Source organism: Blautia stercoris (assembly GCF_054657695.1).
This window is the reverse complement of sequence record NZ_BAAHYF010000001.1, coordinates 1331116-1357096: the sequence shown is the minus strand read 5'-3', so window position 1 is coordinate 1357096 and position 25981 is coordinate 1331116. Positions and strand designations below refer to the sequence as shown.

Annotated in this window: 23 protein-coding genes and 1 pseudogene; 18 read left to right on the top strand and 6 right to left on the bottom strand. The window is 36.7% G+C overall.

All coding sequences use genetic code 11. The features are described from left to right. Positions 1–5: 5 nt before the first annotated feature. The 8 genes from ACYQ2D_RS06520 (at position 6) to ACYQ2D_RS06485 (ending at position 6993) form a co-directional block, all read left to right on the top strand. Complete coding sequence (locus tag ACYQ2D_RS06520) at positions 6–734, top strand: hypothetical protein (RefSeq protein ID WP_459784949.1); 729 nt, start codon at positions 6–8, stop codon at positions 732–734. Positions 735–895: 161 nt separating this feature from the next. After that, positions 896–1915, top strand: a complete 1020-nt coding sequence (gene hutG / locus ACYQ2D_RS06515; RefSeq protein ID WP_022304629.1) for a formimidoylglutamase — start codon at positions 896–898, stop codon at positions 1913–1915. 35 nt (positions 1916–1950) lie between these two features. Continuing rightward, a complete protein-coding gene (locus tag ACYQ2D_RS06510; RefSeq protein WP_022304628.1) occupies positions 1951–2220 on the top strand; it encodes an FmdB family zinc ribbon protein in 270 nt (89 codons plus the stop codon). Next, positions 2211–3359, top strand: coding sequence for an SLC13 family permease (locus ACYQ2D_RS06505; RefSeq protein WP_459784947.1), 1149 nt, complete (start codon positions 2211–2213; stop codon positions 3357–3359). Before ACYQ2D_RS06510 ends, ACYQ2D_RS06505 begins: the two co-directional genes overlap by 10 nt. Before the next feature lie 33 nt (positions 3360–3392). Continuing rightward, positions 3393–3923, top strand: coding sequence for a nucleoside-triphosphatase (locus ACYQ2D_RS06500; protein WP_459784945.1), 531 nt, complete (start codon positions 3393–3395; stop codon positions 3921–3923). A gap of 209 nt (positions 3924–4132) precedes the next feature. After that, positions 4133–4852: a WYL domain-containing transcriptional factor gene (locus tag ACYQ2D_RS06495; protein WP_459784943.1), complete on the top strand. Its 720-nt coding sequence runs from the start codon at positions 4133–4135 to the stop codon at positions 4850–4852. A 43-nt stretch (positions 4853–4895) separates the two neighbouring features. Beyond that, positions 4896–5810 carry a hypothetical protein gene (locus ACYQ2D_RS06490; protein WP_459784942.1) on the top strand — a complete coding sequence of 305 codons (915 nt, stop codon included), beginning with the start codon at positions 4896–4898 and terminating at the stop codon, positions 5808–5810. Positions 5811–5991: 181 nt separating this feature from the next. Further along, positions 5992–6993, top strand: a complete 1002-nt coding sequence (locus ACYQ2D_RS06485; protein ID WP_459785314.1) for a helix-turn-helix transcriptional regulator — start codon at positions 5992–5994, stop codon at positions 6991–6993. Between the two features lie 151 nt (positions 6994–7144). Here ACYQ2D_RS06485 and ACYQ2D_RS06480 read toward each other — a convergent pair whose 3' ends face one another. Together ACYQ2D_RS06480 and ACYQ2D_RS06475 are read right to left on the bottom strand one after the other, a co-directional pair. Continuing rightward, the gene (locus ACYQ2D_RS06480) at positions 7145–8155 is read right to left on the bottom strand and encodes a WYL domain-containing protein (protein WP_117455148.1); all 1011 of its coding nucleotides are present in this window, start codon (positions 8153–8155) and stop codon (positions 7145–7147) included. After that, positions 8142–9644 carry a WYL domain-containing protein gene (locus ACYQ2D_RS06475; protein WP_117455150.1) on the bottom strand — a complete coding sequence of 501 codons (1503 nt, stop codon included), beginning with the start codon at positions 9642–9644 and terminating at the stop codon, positions 8142–8144. Before ACYQ2D_RS06475 ends, ACYQ2D_RS06480 begins: the two co-directional genes overlap by 14 nt. A 166-nt stretch (positions 9645–9810) precedes the next feature. Between ACYQ2D_RS06475 and ACYQ2D_RS06470 the strand changes: the two genes are divergently transcribed. The 4 genes from ACYQ2D_RS06470 (at position 9811) to ACYQ2D_RS06455 (ending at position 15461) form a co-directional block, all read left to right on the top strand. After that, positions 9811–10776 carry a helix-turn-helix transcriptional regulator gene (locus tag ACYQ2D_RS06470; protein ID WP_459784940.1) on the top strand — a complete coding sequence of 322 codons (966 nt, stop codon included), beginning with the start codon at positions 9811–9813 and terminating at the stop codon, positions 10774–10776. A 125-nt stretch (positions 10777–10901) separates the two neighbouring features. Then, on the top strand, positions 10902–11333 hold the full coding sequence (locus ACYQ2D_RS06465) for a MarR family winged helix-turn-helix transcriptional regulator (protein ID WP_022304618.1): 432 nt from the start codon (positions 10902–10904) through the stop codon (positions 11331–11333). 109 nt (positions 11334–11442) lie between these two features. Then, the gene (gene feoB / locus ACYQ2D_RS06460; protein ID WP_459784939.1) at positions 11443–13785 is read left to right on the top strand and encodes a ferrous iron transport protein B; all 2343 of its coding nucleotides are present in this window, start codon (positions 11443–11445) and stop codon (positions 13783–13785) included. A gap of 347 nt (positions 13786–14132) precedes the next feature. Further along, positions 14133–15461, top strand: coding sequence for a glycoside hydrolase family 32 protein (locus ACYQ2D_RS06455; protein WP_459784937.1), 1329 nt, complete (start codon positions 14133–14135; stop codon positions 15459–15461). 44 nt (positions 15462–15505) lie between these two features. Here ACYQ2D_RS06455 and ACYQ2D_RS06450 read toward each other — a convergent pair whose 3' ends face one another. Continuing rightward, a complete protein-coding gene (locus ACYQ2D_RS06450; protein WP_117455157.1) occupies positions 15506–15847 on the bottom strand; it encodes a nucleotidyltransferase domain-containing protein in 342 nt (113 codons plus the stop codon). Between the two features lie 162 nt (positions 15848–16009). Here ACYQ2D_RS06450 and ACYQ2D_RS06445 point away from each other — a divergent pair, with 162 nt between their 5' ends. Beyond that, positions 16010–16921 (top strand): PH domain-containing protein, encoded by a 912-nt coding sequence (locus ACYQ2D_RS06445; RefSeq protein WP_117455159.1) that lies wholly within the window; start codon positions 16010–16012, stop codon positions 16919–16921. Between the two features lie 483 nt (positions 16922–17404). Here ACYQ2D_RS06445 and ACYQ2D_RS06440 read toward each other — a convergent pair whose 3' ends face one another. Beyond that, on the bottom strand, positions 17405–17902 hold the full coding sequence (locus tag ACYQ2D_RS06440; protein ID WP_022304611.1) for a QueT transporter family protein: 498 nt from the start codon (positions 17900–17902) through the stop codon (positions 17405–17407). 393 nt (positions 17903–18295) lie between these two features. Between ACYQ2D_RS06440 and udp the strand changes: the two genes are divergently transcribed. From udp to ACYQ2D_RS06425, 3 genes and pseudogenes are all read left to right on the top strand, one after another. Then, positions 18296–19078: a uridine phosphorylase gene (gene udp / locus ACYQ2D_RS06435; protein ID WP_117455161.1), complete on the top strand. Its 783-nt coding sequence runs from the start codon at positions 18296–18298 to the stop codon at positions 19076–19078. 97 nt (positions 19079–19175) lie between these two features. Continuing rightward, the gene (locus ACYQ2D_RS06430) at positions 19176–19598 is read left to right on the top strand and encodes a cytidine deaminase (protein WP_487247154.1); all 423 of its coding nucleotides are present in this window, start codon (positions 19176–19178) and stop codon (positions 19596–19598) included. A 67-nt stretch (positions 19599–19665) separates the two neighbouring features. After that, positions 19666–20850, top strand: a pseudogene (locus ACYQ2D_RS06425) (phosphopentomutase); the annotation flags it as partial. 296 nt (positions 20851–21146) lie between these two features. On the opposite strand, the gene ACYQ2D_RS06420 reads toward ACYQ2D_RS06425, so the two are convergent. Then, complete coding sequence (locus tag ACYQ2D_RS06420; protein WP_459784933.1) at positions 21147–22643, bottom strand: tagaturonate reductase; 1497 nt, start codon at positions 22641–22643, stop codon at positions 21147–21149. A gap of 52 nt (positions 22644–22695) precedes the next feature. After that, positions 22696–24177, bottom strand: coding sequence for a UxaA family hydrolase (locus ACYQ2D_RS06415; protein ID WP_187558253.1), 1482 nt, complete (start codon positions 24175–24177; stop codon positions 22696–22698). Between the two features lie 270 nt (positions 24178–24447). Here ACYQ2D_RS06415 and ACYQ2D_RS06410 point away from each other — a divergent pair, with 270 nt between their 5' ends. Then, positions 24448–25467 (top strand): TRAP transporter substrate-binding protein, encoded by a 1020-nt coding sequence (locus ACYQ2D_RS06410; RefSeq protein WP_022304103.1) that lies wholly within the window; start codon positions 24448–24450, stop codon positions 25465–25467. Between the two features lie 10 nt (positions 25468–25477). After that, positions 25478–25981 (top strand): TRAP transporter small permease, encoded by a 504-nt coding sequence (locus tag ACYQ2D_RS06405; protein WP_022304102.1) that lies wholly within the window; start codon positions 25478–25480, stop codon positions 25979–25981.

Sequence of the window (25981 nt, the reverse complement as noted above, 5' to 3'; positions counted from 1 at the left end):
AAACAATGGAAAAGAAAAAGTTTAAATTAGGGAAAAAGAAGCAGGATGAGGTTGTTTTAGGAAAGAAAGAGAAAAAGAAATTTATGACTCCGAAAAAATGGAATATTGTATTAGGAGTTCTTGCGGTATTTTTCTTTTTGGCAGCTGTAGGCAATTCGGGTAATGCCACAAATGCTGAAAAATGGGAAAAATCATATAACGAAGCAACTAAATCAAATGATGAAATCAAAAAACAAAATGAAGATTTACAGGCAAAATTGGACAAGCTTCAAGCGGATTATGATTCACTTTCTGAACAGGTAAAGGCGCAGGAAGACCAGAAAAGTCAGATAGACAGCTTGACTCAGAAACAGAAGGAACTTGAAAAACAGTATAATGATTTAAAAACAAAAAATGATGCAGCAAATAAGCAGAATGAAGAACTGAAAAAACAGAGTGACGATTTAAAGAAACAAAATGAGGATTTACAATCACAAAACAGCTCCCTTCAGTCTCAGCTTGCAAGTGCACAAAGCAGTGCCAATACAAATACAGCAACACAGGCAGTGGAATCCTCTGCTCCGGCAGTGGATAATTCTACACCAAGCACTGAAATGGTATGGATTCCAGCAACTGGACAAAAATATCATAATAAACCAAACTGTGGAAATATGAATCCAGATACAGCAAGAGAATTGACAAAATCAGAGGCAGAAGCAAGTGGATATAGTGCTTGTAAGAATTGCTATCGTTAGGAAAATTTTTTGATTAGATAAATTTATCAGAAAATTCGATGAAATTTTGACTCTTGCATCGTAAAATAGAACAAGTAAAAGAAAATAAACAGGCATATCAGACATGGAGAATGATATGCCTGTAGTACGTTCATTTTAAAATAGGAAGAAGGTATTTTGAGATGGGATTAACAAACTATGTAAGTGCAATGGATTGCTGGAAGGGACGTATTGACAGTACAACAGATTATGATGCATTTCGCTGGCATCAGTGGGTACAGCCGTTGGATTTGAATATACAGACGGAAAAGCCGGAGTGTGAACTGGGTTTTGCTTTTATCGGTTTTTGCAGTGAGCAGGGAGTAAAGCGTAACAAAGGTCGTGTCGGAACTGCGCTTGCACCGGATTTTATCCGTGCACAGATGTCAAATCTTCCATGTACTTTTTTACAGGATGTCAAATTATATGATGCCGGAAATATTTTATGTGATGAGATCTCAATGGAAGAGGGACAGAAACTGCTTGGCATGGCAGTGGAGAAAATTTTGGATTTAGCTTTATTTCCGATTGTGCTTGGAGGCGGTCACGAAACAACTTTTGGTCATTTTCAGGGGCATCTGGCAGATATGAAAAAGAAAGAAACGCCTCTTGATATGGGAATCATTAATTTTGATGCGCATTTTGATTTAAGACCTTATGAAAATGGTCCGTCATCCGGTTCAATGTTTCGCCAGATTGCAGATATTTACAAAAAGGAAAATGTGCAGTATCATTATCTTCCGTTGGGGATACAGGAACATAGTAATACTGTCAGTTTATTTAAATTTGCAAAAGAAATCGGAACAGAATATATTCTTGCAAAGGAAATCCAAAATTCCAATTATGCAACGATATTAGATAAAGTGGATACCTTTTTATATCAGTGCAGTTCAGCATATATTACTGTATGTACCGATGTATTTTCTTCCGCTTTTGCACCAGGAGTCAGTGCAACACAGTCACTGGGATTGGACCCTGAAGTGGTGCTTCCGATTATCAAACATATTTTGAGAACCCGCAGAGTCAGAGGATTTGATATCTGTGAAATCTCTCCGAGATTTGACCAGGATAATACGACTGCAAATCTTGGTGCAGTGATTATATTTGCGGTGGTAAATACGCTTTGTAAATTAAATAATCTGGCGATTGATGTATTGGAATAAGGGGAAATTATTAAGAAAGCAAGAGGGAAAAGACAATGTATTATGTGCCAGATGGAACAAAAGAATGTGGATTTTATGAATGTAAAAAATGTGGAAATCGTTTTCTTTCTCTTCAAACGATGGAAAAGATTCCGTGTCCGGAATGTGAGGCAGAAATCGACTATGAAATCGGACCGGATGAAAGCTTGGAAGATGTTTTAGACACTGCTGTCTTACTGGAAAAAATTGAAGGACCAGAAGAAGTAGAAAAAATGGATGCACTTTTAAGTCTTGCAATTACCGGAGGGGATGATAGTTGGATTTAAGAGTTCGCATCTGTAAATTCTTAAAAAAAGAAGTAGTGCTTTGTGTTGCTTTTGTGCTGGCTGTAATTTCTTCTTTTTTGATTCATCCGGACAAGAAATATATACAGTATATTGATTTTCGGACCTTAGCAATTTTGTTTTCTCTTATGAGTGTTATGGCAGGATTAAAGTTGCATGGAGCCTTTGATTTTGTGGGGCGTAAGATGCTGGAAAAAACAAAATATCTTTGGCAGGTCATTTTAACTTTAGTGCTTCTTACTTTTTTTGGAAGCATGCTGATTACAAATGATGTGGCGTTGATTACCTTTGTACCATTTACTTTTGTGGTATTTAATTTGCTGGGAGAATCCTACCGAAAAAAACAAGTTTTATGGGTAGTCTGTATTCAGACGATCGCAGCAAATCTTGGAAGTATGCTGACTCCCCTTGGAAACCCGCAGAATCTTTACTTATATGGAAAAAGCGGGCTGTCATTTGGAAGGTTTCTTCTATTAATGCTGCCTTATACCTTAACTGCGCTGGCGCTTCTTTGTATTTGGAGTTTTTTGCTTTGTGTGAAAGAAAAGAAAAAAGTAATTCAAATGGAGTGGAAGTCAGAAGAGCAAGTATTTTGTAACTGGAAGAAAATAAGAGTTTATCTGATATTATTTGGAATCTGTCTGCTTGCAGTCCTACATATCATGGATTATCGAATTTCTTTTTTGATTGTGTTGCTTCTTATCTTTCTATGGGACAGAAAAAGTTTGAAACGAGTAGATTATTCGTTATTACTTACGTTTGTTGCATTTTTTATTTTTATTGGAAATGCAGGAAGAATTTCTGCTTTTTCACTATGGCTAAATCAGATTATAGAAGGACGGGAGGTAATTGTGGCAGTGCTTGCAAGTCAGATTATCAGCAATGTTCCGACTGCACTTTTATTATCCGGATTTACCAATAAAATTTCCCTTCTGATTATCGGAACGAATTTGGGTGGCCTTGGTACATTAATTGCATCAATGGCCAGTTTGATTTCTTATCGTCAGATTGCACAGGAAGAAACAGAACGAAAAGGAAAGTATTTTTTGATTTTTACAATCTCAAATGTTATTTTCTTGTTGATTCTTCTTGGAGTATGGAAGATGACAGGGGTACAGTAGAAAATCTGTATGGAAGAAGGAAGTGTAAAAGCTATGAGAAAACATGCGTTAATTGTCGGACCACGCAGAGTTGGAAAAAGTACGTTAATCCGTAAAGTAATAGAAACTTTGAATTGTTCGGTAGCAGGTTTTGAGACAAAAAAAGAATCAAAAATGGAGGATGAAACGCTGGGCTCTCCCATTTATATTCATACGATAGGAGCACCGTGGCATTATTCCGAAGAAAATCTGTTGGGATATTGCAAAAACCAGAAAACACAAAGAATCAGCGATGCATTTAATCGTTATGCAGACAAGCTGTTACAGCCAGTACCCGAGGGAACAATTCTTTGCTTTGATGAGATTGGATTCATGGAGTCAAAAGAAAAGGCATTTTGTGATGCAGTGTTAAAACGACTTGACGGAGACATTCCGATTCTTGCAGCAGTAAAAGATAAAGAAATCCCTTTTTTAAATCAAGTGCGAAATCATCCAAACTGCAAATGCTTTTTTATTACAGAAGAAAACAGAGACAAGTTAGTGGATGAAGTGCTTGAATTTATGAAAAATCAAATAGAAAAATAAATATTCAGAAAATGGATAGAAATTTGGCAGAGACAGGCTGGATTTTTATCCATTTTTGATTTACAGGAAATTGCTTTCTCATAAAAATGATTGAAAAAGGGCTGCTTATTATTGCGGTTCTTTTTGTTTTTTATAATAAAAAAATAAATAGGTACGACAAAATATGACGTCCTCCATTGCTATGATAATAGCGATGGAGGAGTAGAAAAATGGCGAGAACAGATAAGGCTATGCGAATACTTTCTACGCAGTTGGAATTGCTGAGAGGAGGGAAAGTTTATAAAAAATCTTATTGCAAGAAGAATGAAGTCAGTGCCCGAACATTTGACAGAGACATTGTTGAAATCCGTATGTCATTAAGTGAATCATTTTCCGGGCAGGAAGTGAAATATGTAAGAAATGAAAATTATTATTATCTGGATAAACCGGATATGATAAAACCGTTGACTGCAATTGAAGCATCTTTTTTGTTGGAAATGATAAAAACATGTCAGGTACTTCAAAGGGAAGAATATGTGGGAATGGTAGACAGCATTGTGAAAGCAACGGAATTGAACCGCCGTCAGTCTCTTGAAAAAATGGCAGAGGAATATAAAAAACTGGATATAGGGGTGAGTGAGGATGCAATGCTGAAAATGCTGTGGGACTTATTGCAGTGTGTTGTAGAACAGGATAAAATCAGGATTCATTTTAAAGATAAAAGAAAAATAGAATTAGCACCGGTTTTTTTGTGGATGTATCAAGATAAAATTTATCTGTTTGCTTACAAGGAAAGAACGTTAAACGTGTATTCTTTGCAGGAGATGGACTGGTTTACACTGCTTGGAAGCAAGTATCCGAGAGAACTGCAGGAGAAATTTTATAAAGTTTCCTGTGAACAGATACATAAAAGAATAAAAAATATGGAAGAATCAAAAGAAGAGGAGTAGGCATATCGACAGGTTTTTTTAAATAATGTAAAGGAGAATTTGAATGAATGGGACAAAATCTGCAAAAGAATATCGAAAAGGAGAACAATTAGAAATTACAGAAGAGAAAATGACAGAAGAAACACTGGAAAAAATAGAAGAGATTTTTCAGGAATTTCTCGAAGGGAGAAATGAAAATTCAAAAAAGATTGCAGATTCTGTAGAACTTTATGAAAAAGAATTAGAAGATTTTAATCGAAGCATGAGAGCAGGAATCACAAAAGAATCGTGGTTTCTGGAAAAATTACAGGATAAAGCGAAAGGACTTTCTATTGATTATTTTGGAAATATTCTTTTGGAGATGAATCAAAAACTGGCTGAATCAAACAGAACAATGAGCAAACTGCTGTTTGAAACAGAAGAAATAGATAGAACTAATATTGAGCGGAAGAAAACCGTAAGAAAATGCAAAACAAAGTGGAATAGTTATAATACGAAAGAAGTTGCACTGGAATTAGCAAGAGAAGCCAAATGTCAGCTTATGTTTTGGAATCAAAAGGATGAGTGGCTGAAAAATTCACAGTTTTTAGAAAACCTGGCAAAAAGCTGGTTTGAACAGGAGATAAATACAAATAAAAATAGTGAATTAAAAAACGTCATTGCAGAAGCATTAAAGACCGCAGGGAAAGAACAGCTTCTTCCATATCAATTTTCACAGCTTTCAACAGAGTGGCTTACCAGAATAGCCTGCGTATCGGTAGAACATTTAAAAATTATATGGGAAACTGCAAAAGGAGAGATGGCAATGCGGGAAGCAACAGAAGAAATCGAAAAGTGTATTCTTGTGTTATATTCTTCTTTTGATTTGAAAAATGTAGACTTTCTCTGCTTTTATGCCCCTTTGTTAGGGAGAGTGACAGAGGATGTCCTTAATAGAACGACAGATAAAGAAAATAAAAAGAAAAAAGAGAAAAAATAGCCGAAAATGCAGGGCGGAATATTGTGAAAAAGAGCAAAAAAGGTATACTAAGAGATAGCAAGAGGAGTGGCTTTTCTTAGAAAATTATAAAAGGAAAAAATTTTTAAACAATAAAAAGGATGGACGGAACGTGTCCATATCAAATGCTATGATTGAATCAAACGATGGAGGAAAGCCATATATGAAAGAGAAAAACGAAAGTAAAGAGAAAAACAAAACCAGAAACGAAGATAAGAATGAAGGTAAAATTATCAGAGTTTTAGAAATCTATACCAGACTGTTAAATGGAGCGGTTATCAACAAAGAAGAAGAGGCAGAGAGGTATGGAGTGGCAAAGCGAAGCATTCAAAGAGACATTGATTCAATTCGGGAATATTTAAGACGAACCGATAATAAAAGCGGAGTATATGATTTAGTTAACTATGATTACAGAAAAAAAGGGTACTGTCTGGAACATATTTACAAAGTAAAATTAAAAAGCAGTGAAATACTTGCAATCTGTAAAATCCTTTTAGAAAGCCGTTCGATGACAAAAAGAGAGATGACAGATATTCTGGATAAATTAATCGAATGTTGCGTTCCACTTGAGAATCAAAGAGTAATTAAAGATTTAATTTTAAATGAAGAATTTCATTACATAGAGCCACAGCATAAAACAGTATTTATCGATAAAATGTGGAATATCGGGCAGGCAATTCGAGAACATCAGTACATAGAAATCGAATACAAAAAGATGAAAGGAAAAGAAACAGTAACAAGAAAACTCAAACCGGTTGCGATTATGTTTTCGGAGTATTATTTTTATCTGACGGCATTTATTGACGATAAAAAGGTGCGGGAAGATTTTAATATCTTAAATGATTCTTTTACGACGATTTATCGAATGGACCGAATCCATTCTTTGAAAATTTCAAAAGAAAAATTCAACATTCCATACAAAGACCGATTTGAAGAAGGAGAATTTCGGAAACGGATTCAGTTTATGTATGGCGGACCACTGCAGAAAGTACGCTTTAAATACAGTGGAATTTCTGTTGAAGCGGTGCTTGACCGCCTGCCGACTGCAAGGATTCTGCATGAGGATGAAAGCGGATATATGATTGAGGCAGAAGTGTTTGGAGAAGGGATTAAGATGTGGATACGGAGCCAGGGAGAGTTGATAAGTGAGGTGAGTTATCGGTAGGAGATGTAGAGTAGTTCGGCAGAATTGATTTTCTGTTAGAGGAAAATTGGGAATAAGAAAAAGATTGAAATTAAAAAGCATCTCAAATATTAGATACTGTACCGCCCCCAAAAAGTTAGACTAAAAATTTGACTTTTGGAGGGCGGTATTTTTATTTTGGATAATTTTCATAAGCGGAACGAATGATTTGAATAATTTTTTCAACAACGGTTTGTGGTGAAATTACTTTTACATAATGCCCTAGAAAGAGAATATTGCGAAAAATTTCTTCTTCTTGAAAATGATAATAGTAGATAGTCATAGTGAGTTTATTATTTTGTTCATAACAATAAGTGTCATAAGAGGAAAAAAGATAAGTACACCGGTCATAAGCTTCTCTCTGGTTTAAAATTTCTAACTGAATTGGATGTGTTAATTTAATATTAGAAAGTTGTTTTTCAAAATCTATAATAAATTCATCATAATTCGGAATGACAGTTCCAATTGAAACAGAAGATAGATTTGAGAGAATTATTTTAACGGGGCGTTTGGCACTAATTGGATAGCATGAGAGGCAAAATAAATTAAATTGTGGTGAATATTCAATTTTATAGGGATATACAATTTCGTTAGAGTAAATTTTACCGGATTCACTGTGATTGGTAACAGTGAGCTGCCGATGCTGTTGGACTGCCTGGACAATTGTTTGAAAATGGGTAATAAATTGTGGAGTAATATCCAGGCAGCTTTCTGTAGAAAACTCTCGTATATCTATATAATGTTGCTGGAGGGGATAATCTTTAAAACTTATATCTTTCAATAAGGCGTCAAGAAGTTTTTGCTTTAACTCTGAATTCAAAAATAAATCGGAGTTACTGGTTTGAAGTACATAGTAAAGCCAGGCTTTTTCTGCAATGCTTGCCCGAACTGGAATAGGAACTTCTCTAATGGGTTGCAGCTTGTTCTGGTCATCTTTATATAGAAGTCCTGCATTATGATTTGGAAAAACAGATTGATTTAAAACAGCATGAATAAATTCTTCAAAGGTGCTTTGAGAAGTTCCTAATAATTGATATTCCAGTTCCTCTGGAGTCAGTGCCAGTTCTTCATTAGAGATACAGCTGTTAATGTAATTTGTGAGATACATAAAATTTTTATTCTTATATTTATTAAATAGTTTCATATTGTTTTAAAGCCTCTTTCCAGTCGAATTTTAATTTTTGTGCGAGAAAAGGATTCGTTTCGGAATCAACTACTGCATAAGCACCGAAGCTTCGTATCCAGGGAATTAACTCGCATTCATCTTGAACTTCGACAGTAAAATCAATTTGTCCGTTCTCAAGTTTCGTTATTGTCCCATGACGTTTGGTTGAAATTAAATAGTTCGACCATTTTTTATAGTTTTCTGTTGGAAAAGAAAAATGTATCGTTACAATAGAGGTTGTATCATTTAGTGCAACATTCCAGATATTTTTTGTCTGTTCCTTATAAGTCTGAGTATACAAGCTGTCTAAAGTATCAGGAGTTTCATCTGATTGTTCTAATTTAAAACATTCATATTTTCTAGTCACATTAAACTTTTTATCAATTTGAATATCAATAATAGATGAAATTTTGGCCATAAAAAAATTTTTTTCATCATAACTGTAACCAAAAAAGTACTGACGCCCGTATTGCTTATCAATTACCAGTTTTATTGGAAGCGAATGAAATAATAGTTCTTCGGAGTCTTGAGTTTTATAAGAATATTGTAGTACTTCTTTTTTGTGTATCGCAGTTAAAATCGTCCAGGTTACATCATCATCAATTACGGTTTGCAGGCGATGATTTTTATAAAAGAAGACCGGATTTTTTTGTTTGTAAAAAAAATTCACTTTTTCTTTAAGAAAAATAGAATTTGAATAGGCTTCAAGTGTAGATGAAAGATAAAAACCGGGTATCGTTAAAAAAGTACTATTATAAAAAAACTGAGTCATTAACTGAAGGTCGTAAAGTTCATCTGCGGTCAGGTTTAAAAAGATATCAGAAGATAAATGATATCTGATTTCTTTAGAAGAATTTGTTTTTATAAGAATACCAATGTCAGTAAGTTCGGTCAAACGTGCACGGATTTGTGGAGGCGTAAATAACTTGTCATTGTATTTAAAATCAGGAAGCAGTTGGTTTGATTTTTTTAAAATCGTTAAATTAGAGTTATAAATATTAGGGATAATTGTAAATAAGTCAGCAACAGAAATATTACCATTAAATTCAACGGAATCAATTTTATCAGCAGGAAGTTTATAATCAAAATGTTCGTAAGGATTCTTATCATCTGCATCAATAAAGGTCTGCATAAGACAGAAATAGAAAATAATATCATCAATAACATAAGAGCAATTTTGATAAGTTTCAGCGAGATAATTTACAGGACAGCGAAATGGGTCATAGATTAGATGAAATTTTTTACCAGAAGCCGTTTCGATAACTTTTGGTTCTTGTAAGTATTCACTATTAATATAGTTTTTAATCCGTAGACAGGTATGATAAAAAGAACTGGTGCTATTAATCAGTTTTTTTTCCAAAAACTCATCTAAAGACGAAATATCATATAAGTATAAGTACCGAAGAATATTACGGATTTTATTATAATGTTTGATTTCATTTTGAAAAGTATGAGTGTTTTTTGCCATAAGTTCCTCCCAGGGTATTGTAGGTTTTTTTGAACGAAGAAAAATATCGTTGTGATAAGATAAAATTATCAAATAACAAAGAAAATTTACTTGCGAATATCTATAAAAAATATACCAAAAACATTTTAACAAATCCAGAGAGAATTATTAAGAGGAGGAACGTTAAATGGAAAAAGAGATAAGAGATAAAGAGAAAGTAGAAAGAGTTTTAGGAATTTATACAAAACTGCTGGATGGAATAACTGTAAATAAGCAGAAAGAAGCAGAAAAGTATGGGGTAGTAAACAGGAGTATTCAAAGAGATATAGATAATATACGCAGTTATCTGGCAAAAACAGATAATGAGGAAAGTGTTTATAATAATGTTTTATATGATTATAAAAGAAAAGGTTATTATTTAGAGCATATTTATGATAAAAAATTAAATAGTAAAGAAATGTTTGTCATCTGTAAAATTCTGTTAGCAAGCCGTTGTTTAACCCAAAAAGAGATGTCCGAGATTTTAAGAAAGCTGATAAAAACTTGTATTCCATTAGAGAACCAAAAATTAATTACAGAATTAATTTCTAATGAGGAATTTCATTATGTAGAACCACGACATAAAGTCATTTTTGTTGATAATATGTGGGAAATTGGACAAGCAATTCATGACCAGCATTATATAGAAATTGAGTATGAGAAAACGAAGAATGAAAAAACGATAATACGAAAGGTGAAACCGGCGGCTATTTTATTTTCTGAATATTATTTTTATATGATTTCATTTGCAACTCCAGAGCTGGAAAGAGAGAAATTTAAACGTGTTGAGGATTCTCTTTTAGTAATTTACCGTTTGGATAAAATAAAAAATTTGAAAGTATTAGAGGAAAGATTTCAGGTTCCTTATGCAGAACGATTTGAAGAAGGAGAATTTCGTAAGAGAGTTCAATTTATGCAAAATGGTCCACTTCAGAAAGTAAGATTTAAATACAATGGCAAATCTGTTGAAGAAGTATTGGATCGGATTCCAACATCCAGAGTCTTACAGGAAAATGAAGATGGGGCGATAATTGAGGCAGAAGTGTTTGGAGATGGAATTAAAATGTGGATACGAAGTCAGGGAGAGTTAATAAGTGAGGTGAGTTATAGGTAGTAAAAATAATATGTAAAAAAGATTAGCAGATGAAAACCTGGTAATCTTTTTTAACACTCTTGACAAATTCTATTAGTTAGAATAAACTATCTTTAGGTAGAAGAGGAAATAGGAGGAACACGCGGATGTCTTTGGATGTACTTGCATTGGAATTTACCGATATGCAGCTCAAGTATTCAAAAGAAATTTCAGCGTTTTTGGATAGGGCATCAGCGTTTGGACAAGACCGGATTCTGATTTATCTATATAAAGAAAATGACCATATTCTGGTTGGAGATTTGACAAATGAACTGCAGATGTCGACCGGAAGAATTGCAAATATTTTAAAAGAGCTGGAACGAAAAGGGTATATTCTAAGAATTCAGCAAAGGGAAGATAAGAGAAAGTATGAAGTTTGCCTTACAAAAAGTGGCGAAAATTACAGCAGGGAATTGTATGCGGATATGGTTGCGAATCATAGAGCATTGATGGAACAGCTGGGTGAGACAGATGGAGAGCAGCTCCTTAAGCTTTCTGAGAAAGTATTGCGGTTTAGAAAAACAATGGTTTGTAAATAAAACAGGCTGAAAAAGCCTGTTAAAAAATCCAAAATATCTTCTACTGAAAGATAAACTACAAAGTAAAGAAATAAAAGAACAAAAAACATAAGAGAAGGGAGATCAGAGAATGACACTCAAAGAACTTGAAATCGGAAAGAGTGCTGCCATTAAAACCGTTGGTGGTTCGGGAGCACTTCGTCAGCATTTTCTTGATATGGGAATGATTCCGGGAGCAGAAGTCACAGTTGTAAAACTTGCACCGATGGGCGACCCGATGGAACTTCAGGTTCATGGATATGAACTGACACTTCGTCTGGCGGAGGCAGACCAGATTGAGATTGAGCCGATTAAAAAGAGAAGCCGTGCACACGAAGGAAAAGAGTATTTAAAACCATCGGAACATCCGGGGCTTGGTGAAGATGGAAAGTATCATTCTAAAGAAAGTGAAAATCCTCTTCCGGAAGGAACTGCATTGACCTATGCATTAGTAGGAAATCAGAACTGTGGAAAAACAACTTTATTTAATCAGTTGACCGGTTCGAATCAGCATGTTGGAAATTTCCCGGGAGTTACGGTTGATAGAAAAGATGGTTCAATTAAGGGGTATTCCAATACAGATGTGACAGATCTTCCTGGAATTTACTCGATGTCTCCATATAGCAGTGAGGAAATTGTTTCACGAAATTTTGTATTAAATGAAAAGCCGAAAGCAATTATTAACATTGTGGATGCGACAAATATCCATAGAAATCTGTATTTAACGATGCAGTTACTTGAGATGGATGTGCCGATGGTCGTTGCCTTAAATATGATGGATGAAGTTCTTGGAAATCAGGGTTCCATTGATGTAAATGAAATGGAAGCTCTGCTTGGAGTTCCGGTCATTCCGATTTCGGCAGCAAAAAATGAAGGGGTCAGTGAATTAGTCGAACATGCGATTCATATTGCAAAGTATCAGGAACGTCCGCTTCGTCAGGATTTTTGTGATAAAAATGACCATGATGGTGCAGTGCACCGTTGTATTCATGCGGTGATTCATTTAATTGAGGACCATGCACAAAAAGCCGAAATTCCAGTACGATTTGCTGCAACAAAAGCAATCGAAGGTGACAATCTGATTCTGGAACAGCTGAAATTAGATGAAAATGAAATGGAAATGCTCGAACATATTGTACAGCAGATGGAGAACGAGCGAGGACTCGATCGAAGTGCGGCAATTGCAGATATGCGGTTTGACTTTATTGAACGACTGTGTGAGAAGACAGTTGTAAAACCAAAAGAGAGCAAAGAACGTATTCGAAGTGAAAAGATTGATAAGATTTTGACCGGAAAATATACTGCAATTCCATGCTTTATCGGAATTATGGTATTAGTCTTCTATCTGACCTTTAATGTAATCGGAGCATGGCTTCAGGGCATTTTGGAATTTGGCATTGATAAGATTTCAGAAGCAGTGGGCTCAGCAATGACTGCGGCGCATGTAAACAGTGCAGTGCATAGCCTTGTAATAGATGGCATTTTTAACGGTGTTGGAAGTGTATTAAGTTTCCTTCCGATTATTGTAACTTTATTTTTCTTTTTATCTTTGATGGAGGACAGCGGATACATTGCACGTGTTGCTTTTGTTATGGATAAGTTGTTAAGGAAAATCGGTCTTTCCGGACGAAGTATCGTGCCAATGCTGATTGGTTTCGGATGTACCGTTCCGGCAGTTATGGCAACGAGAACATTGACAAGTGAACGTGACCGTAAAATGACGATTCTTTTAACACCATTTATGAGCTGTACGGCAAAACTTCCGATTTATGCATTTTTTGTAAGTGTATTTTTCCCAAAACAGGGCGGACTCATTATGGCAGGTTTATACTTGCTTGGCATTTTGGTTGGAATTCTGGCTGCCTGTCTTTATAAAAATACGTTATTTAAAGGCGAACCGGTACCGTTTGTAATGGAGCTTCCAAACTATCGTCTGCCGGGAGCAAAGAATGTAGGACAGCTTTTATGGGAAAAAGCGAAAGATTTCTTACAAAGAGCATTTTCGGTTATTCTGCTTGCAACAATTGTAGTTTGGTTCTTGCAGAGTTTCGATTTACATTTAAATATGGTAAAAGATTCCGCAGACAGTATACTTGCTATAGCAGCAGGATTTTTGGTTCCGATTTTCAAACCGGTTGGTCTTGGAGACTGGAAAATCTGTACTGCATTAATCAGTGGATTTATGGCAAAAGAAAGTGTGGTATCAACCTTAGAAGTGCTCTTTGCAGGCGGAATCGCAGGTGTGCTTTCTCCACTTTCCGCAGCGTCTCTTCTGGTATTTAGTCTGCTGTATACGCCATGTGTAGCGGCAATCGCGTCTATTCGTCGTGAACTTGGTGGAAAATGGGCGGTTGGAGTTGTATTCTGGCAATGTGCAGTGGCATGGATTTGTGCCCTGATTATGCATTTAATTGGACTTGGAATTGGATTTTAATAAGTAAAAATAAAAGATGAAATGCTTTAAATGTCGGGGCGGAACGCCTCGGCATTTTATTGTTTATTTTTATTGACTTTTGTAACGTAAGTAGTTAATATCAAGTTATAGAGTAACCGGTTACTTTGAACGCAGATAAGCATTCCCCCGCTTCAAGTGCGCGGAGCACTAAGCGGCGGGTGAGAGGGATGCTTATGTCAATGGGAGTTGAAAGCTCCCGCTGACAGATCGCAAAGCGACTGCGTTCATGAGAAAGTAGCGAAGCGGATTGCGAATGTCCGCTTTACTGAAAAAAGTGACAAAAATAACAAAAAAAATAAGAAGAGATAGTAGAAAGGAAAAAATTTATGAAACAGGACGTATTACATTTAAAATCCCCAGTCAACTGGATAAATGACCCGAATGGTTTTATTTATTACAAAGGAAAGTATCATTTATTTTACCAGCATTTTCCTTATGCTCCAATATGGGGAACAATGCACTGGGGTCATGCAGTAAGTGAAGATTTAGTGCATTGGGAACATAAGAAAATTGCATTATTTCCGACAAAATCTTATGACAGAAATGGTGTTTTTTCTGGAAGTGCAATTGAAAAAGATGAGAAACTTTATTTCTATTATTCAGCAGTACGCTATTTGGAACAGGATGAAGAAAATATTCATCTTTCTAAAAATGACCAGTTTGAGACAAGTCAGGCAATGCTGATTTCAGAAGACGGAGAAAAGTTTGATAACTGGAACGGAAAAAAACAGATTATTCCGGTCATTCGGGATGAAGAAATTGCAGATGCCAGAGATACCAGAGACCCAAAGGTCTGGAAAGAGGACGAGAAGTATTATATGGTACTTGGAAGCACCTATCATGGAAAACAGGCAAGAGTTTTGATTTTTGAAAGTGAAGATGGAGAAAACTGGAATTATAAATCTCAGTGTCGGAAAGAGACTTATGGTCATACGATGGAGTGTCCGGATTTATTTAAAATTCGTGAGCAGTATGTTTTTGTCGGTTCTCCAATGGGAATTCAAAATGATGGTTTGGAGTATGCGAATCAGTCTGTCTGTACATTGGCAAAATTTGATGTCAAAACCGGGGAGTTAAGTTTACCGGATGAGTATCAGATGGTGGACTATGGCGGTGATTTTTATGCGCCACAGAGCAATCTGGATAAAGATGGAAGAAGAGTGATGATTGCATGGATGCGTATGCCAAAACCGGTAGAATCAAAAGATGGAACACAGTGGATCGGAATGATGTGCCTTCCACGAGTGGTTGGAATCAAAAATGGACAGGTTACATTTGATGTGCATCCGAATGTAAAAGAAAATTTTGAAGAAATAGATTTAACCAAAGTGGTATTAAAATTAAAAGAAAAACAGCCACTTTGGATAACAACGACTTTATCAGAAGGAGAAGAATTAGAAATCGGTGGATACGAAATTTGTCTGGAAGATGGAGCAGTTGTAGGAAATCGTGAACGTGTATTTGCAGATATGGAAGGATATCATGTGGAAAATCAGACCCCGAAAGTAGGGAAATCTGCAAAACTGGATATTTTTGTGGAAGAAAATTTAATTGAAATTTTTGTCAATGATGGACAGTATGTCTTAAGTCATGTGGTTTATGGATTAGGAGATACACTGAATGGAAAGATTCAGAAGGTTCGAGTATTGAAATAAATTATGACACCGCCCGATATATGGAAATATCGGGCGGTATTTGTTTATGCTGCTCCATATAAAATGACTCCTTCTCTATGAATATTAGAATAAAATGGATAATTTACAATCCATTTGTTAAAATGAGCTTCACTTTTAGCAATTGGCTTTATATCAATATTATAATCCATATTAAAATCATACGTCATATAGGAGAGTTTTTGACTGTATGCTTTAAGTTCCAAATCTGATAAATCTAATAAAATCATAATATCAATATCTGAGTCAGGTCTAAAATCACCTCTGGCGTAAGAACCATATAAAATAATTTGGCGTAAATGTGTGCCGTATATCTGCTTTATTTCATTTACATATTGTTTAATTAAATTTTGTATATTTCCTGGCATATACATTTCCCCTTTAGATTTAAATTGATATAATATAGGTTACGTTTTTATTATACCCAGATTTTCTTTTTTTTCCAGATTTTATTTGTAAAGAAATTTTCATTTGCATTACTTAAGAAATAAGATATACTAGAATTATTAAAAGCAAAAGGGGGTTTTTAGATGATTTTGGTAGGTATTATGCTGGTTACGGACCTTATCATGGTTGCAATTGTGGCAGCAGTTTATGGTGGAAAAACAAAGTATCAAAGCGGAATGATACTTGGAATACATCTTCCAAAAGAAGTAATTTCTCAACCAGAAGTTGTAGAACTGACTCAGAAATATAAAAGAAACAGCAGATACTTTTATATTTTAAATTTAATGCTTGGCTGTGTGGTCTGCCCTCTTGGTTTTTGGTATACCTCAATTTTGATGATTGTCTGGAGTATCTGGTTTTTTGAGTTTATTTTTGGTTCTATGAAAAGCCTGTATTCGGCGCATAGAAAATTATATGAGATAAAAATAAAAAATGGCTGGGGTCAAAATCCGGCAGGTTTAGCAGAGGCTTCTGTGCCAGATGAAGATTATTATTGGAGAAAAGGCTGGTATGAGAATCCGGAAGATCTCCATTTCTGGGTGCAGGATCGCTATTCCAGTACTAATTACAGTCTTAATATCGGAAGAAAAGGTGGAAAAATTTTCCTGGCAGTGATTACAATTGGAACGTTGTCATTATTTATCTGGATGTGCGTGATGTTTGTGAGGATGGATTTTACTCCGGTGCGTCTAAAAATAGATGCCGAACATGTAAAAATTACTTCAGGATATACAGGGGCAGAATTTGATAAAGATGAAATAGAAGAGATAAAATTGATTGAAAAACTACCGGATGAAAAATTTGTCCGCACAAATGGCTCGGCAGATGGAAATCAGTGGCTTGGAAAATTCCGTGGAAGCAAGAGCGGAGCGTGCCGGATGTATGTCTGGTTAAAAGAAACGCCAATTATCGAAATTAAGACAGATAAATATACGATTTTTATTAACAGTAAAGAAGATGGTCAGACGGAGAAGTGGTATGAAAAGTTAAATTAAAAAAGCGGAGAGTCATAAAATGTAGTTTACTTATACACAAGAAAAGAAATTTACAAAACAGCAGGTACATGAAAAAATATTGACTCTACAATAGATGTAGGGTTTAATGTTTTTTGTGAAAGGAGTTGTCAGTTATGGAAAATAATTTAACTTCCGGCAACTCTGTTTCCGATGGGACTTGCAACAGCCTTTGGTTTTTTAGGCTCTGTTTTTATCTGCATTGGAGCATTTTTGTGGTTTAAGAAAACAAAACGACTGGTGGCAGTACAAAATGGATAACAAGAAACTCTTTCGGATTGGTGAAATGGCAAAACTTTTTCACTTAAGCGTGCAGACTCTGCGTCATTGTCAACTACCCACCACCTAAAGGTAGTGGGCTTGTAACTGCCCAGTCGTAATGAATATTTGAACAAAAAAACCACTGCAACACAGTTTTGAACTGTTCAGCAGTGGCTTTTTTGAATTTGTTGTTATGCAATAGATTTAAGCAATAGATTTAAAAAGGACGGTTTTATATTTATAAAGTGCTTCGTATAAAATCAGTCCAATCACACCTGCGGAAATGACTTCGCCAACTCCGACTGTCAGCATCATAAATGGAATCGGAAGTGGTACGGCATAAGCATATTTTAATACGAATGGTACGATGATGGTATTTGCAACAACTGGTGGAAGCGGAGCAAGATATTTGCTTTTATTTCTAAGCATGCGTGTAAAAACGGCTCCGATTAAAGTTGCAATGCTTCCAAAGATAATATCCGGAAGAATCGCACCGCCTAAAATATTTCCGAGAAGGCATCCGATAAATAAACCTGGAATTGCCGCCGGAGTAAAGACCGGAAGGATAGTGAGGGCTTCTGCAAAACGAATCTGTACTTCGCCAAATGCGAGAGAAGCACCAAGGACAGTCAGTACAACATAGATAGCTGCAATCATGGCAGCCTGTGCTAAGAAAAGCACTTTTGAGTTTTGATTTTTCATAATATTTTTCTCCTGTAGTTTTGTTTTACGTGTGGAAGGTCACGAACACACGATTACTAAAACCCGAAAGACCTTGGTTAACAGGGGTTTCAGCGGTTGTTAGTATAGCATGAGAAAATAAAAAAATCAAGGAAAGTACCAAAAAAGTACCAAATAGGAAAAGTGGCTGGAAATTTGCTTAATTTGGTTAAAAATTTAAAGATGTGCAATGCAAATATAATGCATTGACAAAAATATTGCAAAAGTATAATCTGATGGTAGAAAAGGGTGCTAATATAGCAACAACGAATTTTACAATGAGAATTGACGAGGCTGTTAAAGCTCAGCTTCAGCAATTAATGAAAGATAAGAGATAGAAAGAGCAGGATTAAAAATGAAAGTGAGGGTTTTCATATGAAAAATTATTCAGAGGACGCAAGCAAACAGTATCATATTCAGGTAGGAGAAGGCGAAGTTGGACGTTACGTGATTCTACCGGGTGACCCAAAGCGCTGTAAAAAAATTGCACAGTATTTTGAAAATCCGGTTCTTGTAGCTGACAACAGAGAGTATGTAACTTATACCGGAACATTAGATGGAGTAAAAGTAAGTGTAACTTCCACTGGTATCGGTGGACCGTCAGCCTCTATCGCAATGGAAGAATTATACCGCTGTGGAGCAGATACCTTTGTCCGAATCGGAACTTGTGGAGGAATGCAGACAGAAGTAAAGAGCGGTGATATTGTTATTGCAACTGGTGCAATCCGTATGGAAGGAACAAGCAAAGAATATGCTCCAATCGAATTTCCGGCAGTCGCAGATTTAACTGTTATCAACGCATTGGTAGAAGGAGCAAAAAAAGAAGGCTGTGAATTCCATACAGGTGTGGTACAGTGTAAGGACGCATTTTACGGACAGCATGAGCCGGAGACGAAACCGGTCAGCTATGAACTGATGAATAAATGGGAAGCATGGAAACGTTTAGGATGTCTGGCTTCTGAGATGGAATCTGCAGCACTTTTTGTAGTTGCAAGTTACTTAAAAGTTCGAGTGGGCTCTTGCTTCTTAGTTATAGCAAATCAGGAAAGAGAAAAATTAGGATTGGACAATCCGGTGGTACATGATACCGATAAAGCAATTCAGGTGGCAGTACAGGCAATACGTGAATTGATTCGTGCAGATAAAGAGAATCAGTAAGATTAACTGTTAAGGCATCAAAGACGCAGAAAATTTCTTGCAAAATAAAATGTAGGAAAGACTACAAGAGTATAGGAAAAACGAAAGGCAGGAAAAAATCATGGACAAAAAACAGATTGAAGAAATGATTGATTTGGCAGTCAGGCAGTTAGATTACTCCTATGCGCCATACTCAAACTTTCATGTAGGAGCGGCACTTCTGGCAAAAAACGGAACTTATTACACAGGATGTAACATCGAAAATGCCGGTTACACCGCAACAAACTGTGCAGAGCGCACTGCCTTTTTTAAAGCAGTCAGTGAAGGAGTAAAGGAATTTCAGGCAATCTGCATCGTAGGTGGAAAAGATGGGGTGCTCACTGAATATGCAGCACCGTGTGGTGTGTGCAGACAGGTTATGATGGAGTTTTGCAACCCTGAAACATTTCAGATTATTCTGGCGGTCAGCAAGGACAAATATGATGTCTTTACGTTAAAAGAACTTCTTCCGCTGGGATTTGGACCGGCCAATCTGGCATAACAAATAGTAAAAAATTATATGGTATATTAACATGGTTTTGTGTCGGAGCAGACAGAAAGGAATTGTTATGGAAACTTATAAGAGAGTATTTGTGATTGTTTTGGATTCACTTGGAATTGGTGCAATGCCGGATTCTGAAAAATTTGGAGATAAAGGTGTAGATACCTTCGGGCATATCTTAGACAAGATGGGAACATTGAATATTCCAAATCTTCAGAAACTGGGAATGTTAAACCTGCATAAGGGTGGAAACATGGAAGGTGTCGAAAAACCAATCGGACGTTATATGCGGATTGGCGAAGCCAGCAACGGAAAAGATACGATGACCGGACACTGGGAAATGATGGGAATTTATACTCCGAAACCGTTTAAAACTTTTACGGAAACAGGATTTCCAAAGGAATTAATCGATGAACTCGAAAAAAGATGCCACAAGCGTGTCATCGGAAATAAGAGTGCAAGTGGAACGGAAATCATCGAGGAACTTGGAGAAGAAGAAATCAATACAGGAGCAATGATTGTATATACTTCAGCAGACTCTGTCTTGCAGATTTGCGGAAATGAAGAAACTTTTGATTTACAGAATCTATATCATTGCTGTGAAATTGCCAGGGAGTTGACCTTAAAGGATGAGTGGAGAGTCGGAAGAGTCATTGCCAGACCTTATGTCGGAAAGAAAAAAGGCGAATTTAAACGAACCAGTAATCGTCATGATTATGCTTTAAAGCCAACAGGAAAAACCGCATTAAATGCTTTAAAAGATGCAGGATTTGACGTTATCGGTGTCGGAAAAATCAATGATATCTTCTGTGGAGAAGGCATTACAAAAAGCTATCATTCTGAAAGTTCGGTACATGGCATGCAGCAGACAGTGGAAATCTGTAAAGAAGAGTTTCATGGACTTTGTTTTGTAAATTTAGTAGACTTTGACGCATTGTGGGGGCATAGGAGAAATCCGGAAGGATACGGACATGAAATTGAAAAGTTTGACGAAGGACTTGGAAATTTATTAAACGAAATGAAAGAGGATGACCTGTTGATTCTGACCGCAGACCACGGAAATGATCCAACATACACGGGAACAGACCATACGAGAGAGTATGTGCCGTTTGTTGCTTATTCTAAGAAAATGGAAGAGGGCGGAGCAATCGAAAATCAGGATACTTTTGCGGTGATCGGAGCTTCTGTTGCAGAAAACTTTGGCGTGAAAATGCCGGAAGATACGATTGGAACTTCTATTTTAAACCAGTTGAACGCAGATAAGCATTCCCCCGCTTCAAGTGCGCAGAGCACTAAGCGGCGGGTGAGGGGGGATGCTTCTGTCAGTGAGAGTTGAAAGCTCCCACTGACAGATCGCGAAGCGACTGCGTTCATGAGCAAGTAGCAAAGCGGATTGCGAATGTCCGCTTTACGTAAAAGAGATACCGGCGGAAAAAATATAAAAATATAAAAAGGAAGAGACAGGCTGATTGATATCAGTAGGTCTCTTCCTTTTTGTAGAGGTTTGTATGTATTAATTTTTATAGAGAGAACAGTAACTATAACTGTTTATTTTTTGATGATTTCTTTCATCACTTCGTAAGTACCTTTGGTACGGATTTCTTCAAGACAAGTGGTAACTGCATGTTCAAATCCATCGATTGTGCTTAGATCTTCACCCCAGAATGAGATATTTGTGCAGACTGCATGAACCAGGTCTTTTGCACTATCATCTTTGTGTGAATAGAAAAATTCTAAGACATCAGCATCGTCTTTTACAGTGTAAGTACCGCTTTTGCGGGATGCATTCAGTCCGTCTGCAGTTAATTCCTGACCATTGTAGAACGCAATATAGAAAGCGAAAGATGCAGTGATGCATGCTGGAAGGCTTCCTCTTCTTGTAACATACTCTTTTAAAGAAGGCATAACACGTGCTCTCCATTTTGAAGTAGAGTTTAATGAAATTGCAAGCAGTGCATGGTCGATAAATGGATTTTTGAAACGTTCGGTAACGGCAGATGCAAAGTCTTCTAATTCTTCTTTTGAAAGGTCAAGAGTCGGAATAATTTCGTCATAGATAGTCTGATTCATAAAGCTGCAGATCACTTCATCTTCCATACAGTTTCTTACGATATCCTGTCCTGCGAGGTATGCACCAAGCACGAAAGAAGTATGAGCACCGTTTAAGATGCGGACTTTGCGCTGTTTGTAAGGTTTGTGATTGTCTGTAACAAGAACCGGAAGTCCTGCTGCTTTAGCCGGAAATTCTTTTTCTAAAGATTTTGGTCCTTCGATTACCCAGAATCCGAAAATTTCACCGGTTGTTAAAATGGCATCTTCATAACCGTTTTCAGCAGTTAAAGTTTCTGCTTCGGCAGACGGATATCCAGTTACGATACGGTCTACTAAAGTAGAACAGAAAAGGTTTTCAGCTTCAATCCAGTTGATAAACTCTTCTCCGAGTTTCCACTGTTTTGCATAGTTTAAGACGCATTTTCTGAGTGCTTTTCCGTTATCTTCAATTAATTCGCAGGAAAGAATAATCAGACCTTTTCCGGATTCTTTTCCGAATTTTTGGAAACGACGGTATAAAACCTGAGTCAGTTTTCCAGGGTAGCTGGAAGCCGGAGCGTCCGTAAACTGACAGGAAGCATCATAAACGATACCTGCTTCTGTTGTATTAGAAACTACGAAACGTAACGCTTCATTGTCCGCACAGGCAAGCAGTGCTTCAAAATCGTCATAAGGGTTGATGCATCGGCTGACACAGGAAAGGATACGCTTGTTGTTTACTTTCTGTCCATCTTGAAATCCTCTTAAATATAAAGTATAAAGCCCTTCCTGTTCATTGAGAGCGGCAGCTACTTTAGAATGGGATGCAGTTGGTTTGCAGATGACAACTTTTGAGTTAAAACCTGCTTTTTCATTCATCACATCAATAAATGCATCTGTAAAGGCACGTAAAAAGTTACCCTCTCCAAACTGAAGAACACGTTCAGGGGCATCTTCTAAGAGATACCCGTCATAATTCATTTCATGAAGGGTTTCATAGGATAATTTTTTCATCTTTTTCTTCTCTTTTCTTCTGATTATTTTATTTAAGTTCGGAAACTATAAATTAAAGGGTGACGCCCTGTTTGAAGATTGCCATGTCATGGAATCCGGCTTCTTCAGATTTGGATTTCTTTCCGGATGCGATTTCAATTACAAAATCAAAGAGTTTAGAAGAAAGAGAATCTAAGGTTTCCCCTTCAACTAAAGTTCCACAGTTGAAATCAATCCAGTTATTTTTTTTATTTGCAAGTGTAGAGTTAGTTGCAATCTTTACAGTTGGAACCGGACTTGCAAATGGAGTGCCACGTCCTGTGGTAAATAAAACGATGTGTGCACCGGAAGCTGCAAGAGCAGTGGAGGCAACTAAATCGTTTCCGGGAGCACTTAAAAGATTTAAGCCGTGTGTACAGACTCTGTCTCCATAAGAAAGAACACCTTTTACAGGAGCACTTCCGGATTTCTGGGTACATCCAAGAGATTTATCTTCCAGAGTGGAAATTCCCCCTTTTTTATTTCCAGGAGATGGGTTTTCATAAATGGTCTGATTGTGGCTTTTAAAATAATTTTTAAAATCGTTGATTAAGTTCACGGTCTCATCAAAAAGTTTTTCATTTTCACAACGATTCATAAGCAGGGTTTCCGCTCCAAACATTTCCGGAACTTCTGTTAAGACAGTTGTTCCGCCTTTGGAAATTAACAAGTCGGAAAATGAACCGACAGTTGGATTGGCAGTGATTCCGGAAAGTCCGTCACTTCCGCCGCATTTCATTCCGATAACCAGTTCGCTACAGCTGATGGGTTCTCGTTTGAAACTTCCTACATAGTCTGCAAGGTCTGCAATTACATCCAGTGCATCGGAAATTTCATCTTCACATTCCTGAGCAACCAGAAAACGAACGCGTTTTTCGTCGTATTCGCCGATGTATTTTTTTAATTCTTCGATGTTACTGTTTTCGCAGCCCAGTCCAAGTACCAGTACACCACCAGCATTTGGATGATTGATTAAATCAGCAAGAATCTGTCTTGTATGTTCCTGGTCGTCTCCCATTTGAGAACATCCGTAAGGGTGTGGGAAAGCAACGATTTCTTCAACGGTTCCTTTTTTATAAACCTGAGCCTGTCGTTCGATAGCAGTTGCTACATTGTTGACACAGCCAACGGTTGGGACAATCCAGATTTCATTACGAACACCGACTTTTCCGTTGCTTCTTCTATAACCATCAAAGAAACGTTCTTCGGTTTTTTTGACTTCCGGATGAACCGGCTCATAAGTGTAAGTAAGCAGGTCGCCAAGACCGGTGCGGATATTGTGTGTGTGAATCCAGGAACCGGTTGTGATGTCTTCTTTTGCAAGACCAATCTGTGAACCATATTTAATAACAGGTTCGTCTGTCTTGATATCTGTTAAGGCAAATTTGTGTCCTTGTGGGATATCTTCTGATAAAGTCACTGTCTGACTGCCGAGTTCGACAACCAGTCCTTTGGATAATGGAGCAAGAGCAACTGCTACATTATCATTGGAATGAATCTTTAAATATTTTTGCATTGGAAAATTCCTCCATTAAAAATTGTAAGAGCTTACATAAAAAATACAACGAAACGCTTTAATAGTCAATATAAAAGATGAGAAACATTAAAAAAAGCATAATTTTAGGGGAAATAGACAAAAATAGATGGGAAAGATTGTGAAAAAATTTGCGGAAAAGTGTTTGCTATTTCGGTGAAAGCGTTTTATAATTCAAAATGAAATGTAAACGCTTACCTATGCGTGCAAAAAAAAGAAAAAAAAAAGAAAAAAGAAAGGAAAATGAAACTTATGAAGAGATTAAGAAGACTGTTTGTCTGCCTGGTCTGTCTGTGCGTGGTTATGAGTGCTCAAGGATGCGGTTCTATTGCAGGTGTTTCAAGTGGCAAGAGAATTATTCGTATTTCTCATGCGCAGTCTGAAACACATCCGGAACATCTTGGACTGTTAAAGTTCAAAGAATATGTTGAGGAAAATCTGGGAGATAAATATGAAGTCCAGATTTATCCAAATGAAATTTTAGGTTCTGCACAGAAAGCAATCGAACTGACACAGACCGGAGCGATTGACTTTGTAGTGGCAGGAACAGCAAACCTCGAAACATTTGCTGATGTGTATGAGATTTTCAGTATGCCATACTTATTTACATCAGAAGAAGCTTACCATGAAACCATGAACGATACTGATTACATGGAAAAGATTTATGAATCTACGGATGATGCAGGTTTTAGAGTATTGACATGGTACAATGCAGGAACAAGAAGCTTCTATGCAAAGAAACCAATCTATACACCGGATGACTTAAAGGGACTTAAGATTCGTGTACAGCAGAGTCCGGCAAGTGTTAAGATGGCAAATGCATTTGGAGCAGCAGCATCACCGATGAGCTTTGGTGAGGTATACACAGCGATTCAGCAGGGTGTCATTGACGGAGCGGAAAATAATGAGCTGGCGCTGACAAACAACAAACACGGTGAAGTCGCAAAATATTATTCTTACAACAAACATCAGATGGTACCGGATTTATTAATCGGAAATCTTAAATTCTTAAATAGTTTAAGTGATGAGGAATTCCAGGTTTTTAAAGAAGCAGCACGTCTTTCTACAGAAGTAGAAATGGAAGAATGGGATACTCAGGTTCAGGAAGCAAAAGACATTGCTCAGAATCAGATGGGTGTTGAATTTATCGACGTTGATGTACAGCAGTTTAAAGATAAAGTTGCAGGTGTACAGGAAGAAATGTTAGAAAGCAATGAAAACATCCGTGATCTGTATGACCATATTCAGGAAATTAACAAAAAGTACGAGTAGGAGGGGTACGATGGAAGCAGTAAAGAAAATCAAAAATGGGATGAATGCAGTCTTAAGTTTCTTATGTATCATTCTCTTTGCTTTTATGGTATGTGTAGGAACCTACCAGATTGTCACACGTTTTGTTTTTAATTCCCCGAGTACGGTATCAGAAGAGCTTCTGACTTATAGCTTTGCATGGATGGCATTGCTTTCTTCTGCACTGGTATTTGGAAAACGTGACCACATGAGAATGGGATTCTGGGCAGATAAGCTGACCGGAACAAAGAAAAAAGTTTTAGAATTGGTAATTGAATTAATTGTTCTTATTTTTGCAGCGAGCGTTATGGTGTACGGTGGTTCTACCATTATGAAACTTACAATGACACAGAAAACAGCTTCTCTTGGAATTCCAATGGGAATCATTTACACAGTTGTTCCGCTTAGTGGAATTGTAATTGTAATTTATGCAATTTTAAATATGATTGAACTGTGCAAGGGAAATTTAGACCAGCCGGTGGCTGAAGAAAAATAG